At 33.5% G+C, this 8357-nt stretch carries 7 protein-coding genes; 6 read left to right on the top strand and 1 reads right to left on the bottom strand.

What is annotated here, in order from left to right; genetic code table 11:
* Nucleotides 1–686: 686 nt before the first annotated feature.
* From rpmH to LDL57_RS15540, 6 genes are all read left to right on the top strand, one after another.
* Nucleotides 687–830, top strand: a complete 144-nt coding sequence (gene rpmH, locus LDL57_RS15565; RefSeq protein ID WP_004906236.1) for a 50S ribosomal protein L34 — start codon at nt 687–689, stop codon at nt 828–830.
* Nucleotides 831–843: 13 nt separating this feature from the next.
* On the top strand, nt 844–1203 hold the full coding sequence (gene rnpA, locus LDL57_RS15560) for a ribonuclease P protein component (RefSeq protein ID WP_026822410.1): 360 nt from the start codon (nt 844–846) through the stop codon (nt 1201–1203).
* Complete coding sequence (yidD, locus tag LDL57_RS15555) at nt 1167–1427, top strand: membrane protein insertion efficiency factor YidD (protein WP_180559097.1); 261 nt, start codon at nt 1167–1169, stop codon at nt 1425–1427. The genes rnpA and yidD overlap by 37 nt, the downstream gene beginning before the upstream one ends.
* A gap of 2 nt (nt 1428–1429) precedes the next feature.
* Nucleotides 1430–3067 carry a membrane protein insertase YidC gene (yidC, locus tag LDL57_RS15550; protein WP_225506674.1) on the top strand — a complete coding sequence of 546 codons (1638 nt, stop codon included), beginning with the start codon at nt 1430–1432 and terminating at the stop codon, nt 3065–3067.
* Between the two features lie 114 nt (nt 3068–3181).
* The gene (gene mnmE / locus LDL57_RS15545; RefSeq protein ID WP_180559124.1) at nt 3182–4546 is read left to right on the top strand and encodes a tRNA uridine-5-carboxymethylaminomethyl(34) synthesis GTPase MnmE; all 1365 of its coding nucleotides are present in this window, start codon (nt 3182–3184) and stop codon (nt 4544–4546) included.
* A gap of 910 nt (nt 4547–5456) precedes the next feature.
* Nucleotides 5457–6251, top strand: a complete 795-nt coding sequence (locus tag LDL57_RS15540; RefSeq protein ID WP_180559095.1) for an OspG family effector kinase — start codon at nt 5457–5459, stop codon at nt 6249–6251.
* Between the two features lie 364 nt (nt 6252–6615).
* On the opposite strand, the gene LDL57_RS15535 is transcribed toward LDL57_RS15540, so the two are convergent.
* Nucleotides 6616–7113, bottom strand: a complete 498-nt coding sequence (locus tag LDL57_RS15535; RefSeq protein WP_026822405.1) for a TIGR00645 family protein — start codon at nt 7111–7113, stop codon at nt 6616–6618.
* Nucleotides 7114–8357 lie beyond the last annotated feature (1244 nt).

Genomic DNA, 8357 nt, shown 5'->3' with positions numbered 1-8357 from the left:
GACGGACTCCCCTAAAACAAGACCAATGGAAAATTATTAAATTTAATAGGTAATAAAAACTGTTAATACCTCAGAAAAGATTTACCGAAAATTTGTGCGATAAAGGATATCAGCTTGTACAAGCTATGATCTCAGTACACTATAATAGATCATAACGCAAAATTTGAATAAGATCCTCACTCTTTTACACAGTTTTAGCACTTTTTATCCACAGGATTAAATTTAGGATCAAGATGTATAAAATGAATAAGGAAGCATAAAGAATACTAGCACATATATTAGATATACATAACACCTAGTAACAGATAACTTTAGATCAAACTTGGCAATTAGTCTCTATCTTGAGCTAAATAATTTTTTGATCTTTTAATGATCCTTGAGATTTCTATGAGAATCCGTATAATTTTGCACCTTGTGTGTGATATCATCATTTTTCCAGTTTTCTGGCAGTGCTTGGTAAGAAAGAAAAGTAGGGTATTAGTTTAAGTTTTATAGTAGCTAATGGGGGAGAAAAGCGTCGAATTTGTCTCCTGCATTGCGTAATGCTAGATATTTTATTACAATCCTGCCTCTTTGCTATATTGGTGTTGTTACGATTGGATATACCAGTATTGTTTGTTCCACTGGTCACCCACGAATTTACTGAATCAATAATAACTATTTTGTTAAGTTAGGTAGAAACCGCTATGAAACGCACTTTTCAACCGTCCGTACTAAAACGCAACCGTTCTCACGGTTTCCGTGCTCGTATGGCCACTAAAAATGGTCGTCAGGTTTTGGCTCGTCGTCGTGCTAAAGGCCGCGCTCGTCTGACCGTTTCTTCAAAGTAATAACCCTATCGAAGTGGTTATGCTTGCTTTTCCTAGGGAGTTAAGATTATTAACTCCCAGGCATTTTGATTATGTCTTTCAGCAGCCACAAAGGGCGAGTTCTCCAGAAATAACCATTCTTGGACGCCTAAATGAGCTGGGGTACCCGCGCATTGGTCTTACTATCGCAAAAAAAAATGTTAAACGCGCTCATGAACGCAATCGCATTAAGCGACTAACGAGAGAATATTTTCGTTTACATCAGCATGAGTTGCCTTCGATGGATTTTGTGATATTAGTAAGAAAGGGGGTAGCTGATTTGAATAATCAAGAAATCACCGAAACATTAGGCAAATTATGGCGTCGTCACTGTCGTTTGGCTCGCGGCTCTTAATCTCGCTAATAAGAGGTTATCAATTGCTAATAAGTCCATTATTAGGGCCCCGCTGCCGTTTCAACCCCACCTGCTCACAATATGGAATCGAAGTATTATCTCGATTTGGATTGATAAAAGGTGGTTGGTTAATGATGAAACGCGTATTAAAATGCCATCCTTTACATAGAGGTGGTGACGATCCCGTCCCACCTAGACAGAATGACCATAATAGAGAACATTAACGATGGATTCGCAACGCAATCTTTTATTCATCGCTTGGCTATTTGTTTCGTTTTTGCTTTGGCAGACATGGGAAAGTGATAAAACACAACCTATAAAAACTGACCAAATCATAAAACAAATGGATATGCCAAGTCATGATGACCAAGCTAATCTGGGTCATGAGCAAGCTAAATTTATCACCGTAAAAACTGATGTGCTTAAATTACGCATCAATACTCGCGGAGGTGATATTGATGAGGCTGATCTACTGCTTTACCCTAAGGAATTACACTCATCTGAGCCGTTTCGTTTATTGGAAACCAGTAAAGAGTTTATTTATCAAGCACAGAGCGGCTTGATCGGTCAGGATGGTCCCGATAATCCAGGCTACAATAACGGATTGCGTCCTTTATATCTCTCAACTGCAACCAATTATGTGTTGCAAGATGGCCAAGATGAACTGCGTGTTCCTCTTACCTTCACAGGTAAAGATGGCGTAGTTTATCAAAAAGTCTATGTATTAAAACGTGGTAAATATAATATTTCTGTTGAGTATAATATTGACAATAACAGTGCCAAGCCATTGACGCTGGCTTTTTTTGGTCAATTGAAACAGACTGCGGAACTACCAAAAGAGCGTGATACAGGAAGTAATAATTTTGCTTTACATACCTATCGCGGTGCAGCGTATTCTTCCGATGAAACGAATTATAAAAAATATAGTTTCAGTGATATTACTGATAATAACTTAAACGTTAATACCAAAGGTGGTTGGATCGCAATGTTGCAGCAATATTTTGCGACTGCATGGATCCCCGGCTATCAGAACCAAAACACCTTTTATACAATTGATTTAGATAAAGCCATTGCTATTATTGGCTATAAGAGTTCGCCGATAACAGTAGCGGCTAATAGTAAAGAAAATTACACTTCAACCTTGTGGGTAGGTCCTGAATTACAAGCGGAAATGGCAGCAGTTGCTCCTCATTTAGATTTAACCGTTGATTATGGTTGGTTGTGGTTTATTTCTCAACCGTTATTTAAGTTATTGAAATTTATTCATGGTTTTATCGGTAATTGGGGTTTTTCCATCATCGTTATTACTTTTATTGTGCGCGGGATTATGTATCCATTAACCAAGGCACAATATACATCAATGGCAAAAATGCGTCTGTTGCAGCCTAAACTTGCGGCGATGAAAGAACGGATTGGTGATGATAAGCAACGCATGAGCCAAGAAATGATGACGCTCTATAAAGCAGAAAAAGTTAATCCATTGGGTGGTTGTCTGCCCTTATTGATTCAGATGCCTATTTTCCTTGCTTTATACTATATGTTGATGGGCTCTGTCGAGCTACGGCATGCTCCCTTCATTGGTTGGATCCAAGATCTATCAGCCCAGGATCCATACTATATTTTGCCGTTGTTAATGGGCTTAACGATGTATATTATTCAGAAAATGTCGCCAACGACAGTTACTGATCCTATGCAACAGAAGATTATGACCTATATGCCGGTTATTTTTACGGTATTTTTCCTGTGGTTTCCTTCTGGTTTGGTTTTATACTATATCGTTAGTAACCTAGTGACGATTATTCAACAACAAATTATTTATCGTGGATTAGAAAAGCGTGGCCTACATAGTCGCGATAAAAAATAAGTATTGGCATTTTGTTATTTGCTATGGATGAAAATAACAAAATAGAAAATGTATTAAGGCGGTCTAATGACCGCCTTAATCATATTTATTGTAACAATTGAGAGTAAAATGAGTATATATACTAATGATACAATTATTGCGCAGGCAACGCCTCCTGGACGTGGTGGTGTTGGTATTTTGCGAATATCTGGGCCAAAAGTTATTCAAGTTGCCCGCATTGTTTTAGGTAAATTACCTCAGCCACGCTATGCCGATTACCTTCCTTTCTATGATAGTAATGGTAAAGTGATGGATCAGGGAATAGCCCTCTATTTTCCCGCCCCCAACTCATTTACTGGTGAAGATGTTCTTGAATTGCAAGGACATGGTGGTCCGGTAATTATTGATTTATTACTTAAGCGGATTTTAGCGATCGGTGAAATCCGTATTGCCAATCCAGGTGAATTTTCTGAACGCGCTTTTCTTAATGACAAAATGGATTTAGCTCAGGCAGAAGCGATTGCTGATCTAATCGATGCGAGTACTGAACAGGCAGCGCGTTCAGCGGTAAATTCTTTACAAGGTGTTTTTTCGCAACAGATCTATGAAATGGTGGAAGCGCTTACTAACTTGCGTATTTACGTTGAAGCGGCAATTGATTTTCCCGATGAAGAGATTGATTTTTTATCGGATGGCAAGATAGAAGCAAAATTGAATGAGGTGATAGCCCATTTAGATAGTGTGCGTTCACAAGCTTACCAAGGCAGCTTATTACGAGAAGGCATGAAAGTTGTGATTGCTGGACGACCGAATGCCGGTAAATCTAGCTTATTAAACGCACTATCTGGCCGTGAAGCGGCAATTGTAACGGATATTGCTGGTACAACCCGAGATGTATTACGTGAACATATTCATATTGATGGTATGCCATTGCATATTATTGATACGGCTGGTTTGCGTGAAGCAACAGATGAAGTTGAGAGGATAGGTATTGAACGAGCTTGGCAGGAAATAGAGCAAGCTGATCATATTTTATTTATGGTGGATAGCACGACGACACAGGCAACTAAACCGGAGCAGATTTGGCCAGAATTTATAGCGCGATTGCCGAAGTCTTTACCTATTACGGTCATTAGAAATAAAGTAGATATAACTGATGAACCAATAGCGATAACAAAAGTTGGTGATTACTCACTTATATGTCTTTCAGCTTATTTAAAAGAGGGTATTGATTTATTACGTCAACATTTGAAAGAAAGCATTGGATTTAATCAGCATATTGAAGGGGGATTCTTAGCCAGACGCCGTCATATTCAAGCGCTTAATATCGCAGCTGAACATTTACAGCAAGGTTATCAACAGTTAGTGGTTGCTCATTCAGGCGAGTTATTAGCAGAAGAACTCCGTTTGACTCAACAAGCATTGAGTGAAATTACAGGAGAATTTAGCTCTGATGATTTATTAGGTCGTATTTTTTCCAGTTTCTGTATTGGTAAGTAAGTGCGGTTTTATTCAGATTTACAGAAATTCATCGTTCAGTATAACTAATTATTATATAAGATTTTTATACCTATTTAGTTATAAGAAAATATATATAACTCCATTATTGTGCTTTTTTCTATTGCTATGTGTCATGCTCATTTTTCACATTGAAATTTGCTTATAATCATATTTTGGTATGATAAGCAGCATGGCATAGTACTAGAATTATACCTTTTGTTTGATTTGTAACATTACTAGTAGTTAAAGGAGTATCTAGTAATGGCGTTGATGTTATTAATTGTTTTTGTTGTGGCTATTATTGTTATATGGAATGTTTATGCAACAAAAAAGAGAAAGGAGTATTTACTGAATAAGTATGGTAATACGGGAATTGTGGAAAAAATAATAAACCGTTATTTTTAGGTTGGCCAAACATCTGATCAATTAATAGATTCTTTAGGTAAACCGGCAGATATTTCTACTAAAATAATGAAAACAAGATATAGAGAAACATGAAAATATAATCAGACCGGTAAAAATCGATATGGTTTACCTATTACTCTGGATGACCATGTGGTGCAACGGTGGGAGCAGAAATAATCTTAAGTGGCCATAATTGTGCTTATAATAAAAATATATAATCAATTAAATAATTCTCTTCTGCGGTTTTTTAGTCAGTGATTAATAAAATGATTAAATGGAAGTTGTATTTGAATTTTGATAAATAATGTTATTTTTATTTACATTTTTCTTTTCACATAAAAAAGATTACAGTAATATAGTTATCAGTTCTATGAATTTTTAATCAATCTAACCCTAAGATTAACAATAGGATTAATAGACTATGCTCCCTTCTTTGTCATATTATACGGCAACAAATAGTGCTTATTGTAATACAAATTTAGCTTCTTAATCGGCTACTCGAAGAATGACAGCAGAAGACTATCTTATTGAAAGTTTGGGCGGAATTGATAGTCCAGAGAACAAAAAGTGGGCGCATGAATTATTGTCTAAATATGATTTTCCGGCAAATAGTTGCCATAACTCATTAGAATTTGCTATCCATTATTTACAATGTCAACAAATTCCCGATTGGGCAGAGCAATACAAAATAGCCCCTATTGAAACGAACGTTATTGATCAAGAGGGAAATGTCTGTACCTTATCTTATTTTGCTAACCACCCGATCCATTCAGGCGTTGATGGTGAAGTTTTTCAAGATAATGATGAAAATTATGTTTTAAAAAAATACCATGAAAACTACAACTACTTGGATGACAGTGAGCTTGGCACCATTGAAAAATCTATTGCTTTTTTTTGTCACTACTATGGCGAAGACAGTGCAAAAATTTATTATGATGAGGAAAATTTATTTGTCAGAATGAAGAAAATCGCCGGTATACCTTTAAGTAAGATAGATTCGTTACCGACAGATGCAATTGAAAAATTTGAATCTATGTTGGCGACTATGGTAGAAAAAAATATTTTTCATTCAGATTTACAACAAGATAATATCCTGTGGGATCGTTATGAAAGCAAATTCAATCCAATTGATTTTGGTGATGATCCTAGAAATTATTCCAGCATATTAGATCCAGAAGAACTTTTACAAGAATTAAAGTATAATGCAGAAAATTGTGTAAAACTTATCGAACAAAAAATAATTACTCCCGATAAGCAGACAAATTTATTTCAGCAGATGATATTCAGAAATTTGGTTTAGTCTAATGATGACATTCACCTCGGCCTAAAAGTCGAGGGTTGTTAAGTTAGCTAAAATATTATTATCTTATCATTAAATTGAATAATCATAATTTTATGATTTTTATATTAAGATTTATAACAATATTATTGGATATAAAATAGGTGTTGATAAATTTATCTATTTTTTATTAATAGTATTTATCAAAATAAATAAAGCTTTTAATTTTACATTAATTATTACTACTCAAATAGTCTTTATTTTATTCTAAGAATTTTATTGCAGTTAGTAAGTAGCCACTGCATATGTATTTAGCTGTGGCGTAAAGAAAATAATTATTTCATATCGTTATTCAGTACTGAATAAAATAATTTAAATTAGTCGACTAGCTTTTGGTACTTTTACTCATTCTATCAATATAAGCCATACCAAAGGCAGATAAAACAAAAGCTAAGTGGATAATAACACTCCACATTATTTTATTATCCGGCACTTTTTCAGCTTCCATAAACAGTCGTAAAAGATGAACTGAAGAAATCGCAACAATTGATGAGGCAACTTTATTTTTAATGGAATTAACGTCCATTTTTCCCATCCAGCTCAATTTTTGATGTTTATCATCAACGGTCATTTTTAAAATAAAGTTTTCATAACCTGAAAACATCACCATAACTAAAAGTCCACCAACTAGTGCAATATCAACAAGTGATAAAACCGTCAATATTAATCCTGATTCAGTGATAGTAAAAAGTTCAGGGATGATATGAATTATCTGCTGAAAAAATTTTAAAGTGAGTAAAATAAATCCAAATGATAGTCCTATATAAACAGGAAATAGTAGCCACCTTGATGCATAAATGATTTTTTCAATCGACTTTTCCATGTTATTTATCCTTCTTTTATTTGAATTTCTAAAATTTAATTGCCAACGGTATTACTTTTGCTTTAAAAATAAACAAAGCGTTGATGCTATTTTAAGCTGTGATTTTAATAATTATCATTAAAGCCAGATTAGGATATTTTTCTCTTAATAATCCAGCCTAAAAGTTTTATCATAAACTCCATTCATAAAACAGTTTTAGCAACTCAAGCTAGTTTATCATTAAGTGTAATTGGGGATCTTCTTTTTCTTTCTTCTCTATTAGGCAAAATAATTTATTTTTAATATTTTTTTAACAAAATGGAAACGATTTTAGAAGAAAATTGGCTTCATCATCAGTACATTTTTTATCAATAAGTGGTAATAAAACTAAATTGGATAGAAATAATCTTATATAGTATTTATTCCATAAAATTTTTCAAAAAACATATTATAACTAATTGATTATCATGTTATTTATTATGTTGATTCATTAAATCTGATATTGGTTATCACTAAAAAGACAGAATACATTAACTCATTTAAAAATAAAATCATTTAATTGAAAATATAAGCAAAGATTTAAAAGAAAATTTTTAAATTCATATAAGTATTCGAAGCCATCTAGATTAGATATTTATTTAACTGTTATCTTAATACTATAAAAAATTTTGATTAAAATTTTAGCAGCTACAGTTAATTATATTTATTTTTGACTAAATAAACAAAAAATAATATTTAATAGTGGTTAAAAATGACTATTTGTAGATACCTTATCTTGGATAACAAGTTTAAATCAAAATCCCATTGATAGAGTTAAACATGATTTAATTAGCTCTTTGAAAGATAATATCAATCAATATAAATATTTTAAACTAATAAATTAAAAACTCATTAATATTAAGAAATATACTTTGCTATAATATAGCTTACTTACTGATAGCTGTATTTTCAGTTAGTGCAATAGCATGCAGCCTAATAAAAAAATTGAACAAATGATCACTGCTGATAGAAGTGAAACAACCCTATTCTTCCAATAACTCGATAGTGGGTATACTGTACAAAATGTTTTTTTGCTGATGTTAAATATAATAACTGTATTCTTATCAATGGCAAGCAATACCAAAGATAATATCTTTATCGCCTTGTGAAGCTAAATTTCGGTGTAATGACTGAGGGGTAAGCTACCTAATATACTATTATCTTACTCAGTGAAAATGACCAAGCTGGCGTCCATTTTATTTTTATCAAGAGGGTAAGGTCATAGG

It is taken from the genome of Arsenophonus apicola, from assembly GCF_020268605.1.
Lineage (GTDB): Bacteria > Pseudomonadota > Gammaproteobacteria > Enterobacterales > Enterobacteriaceae > Arsenophonus > Arsenophonus apicola.
The sequence above is the reverse complement of the archived record's forward strand: the minus strand, read 5'-3'. Positions and strand labels throughout refer to the sequence as shown.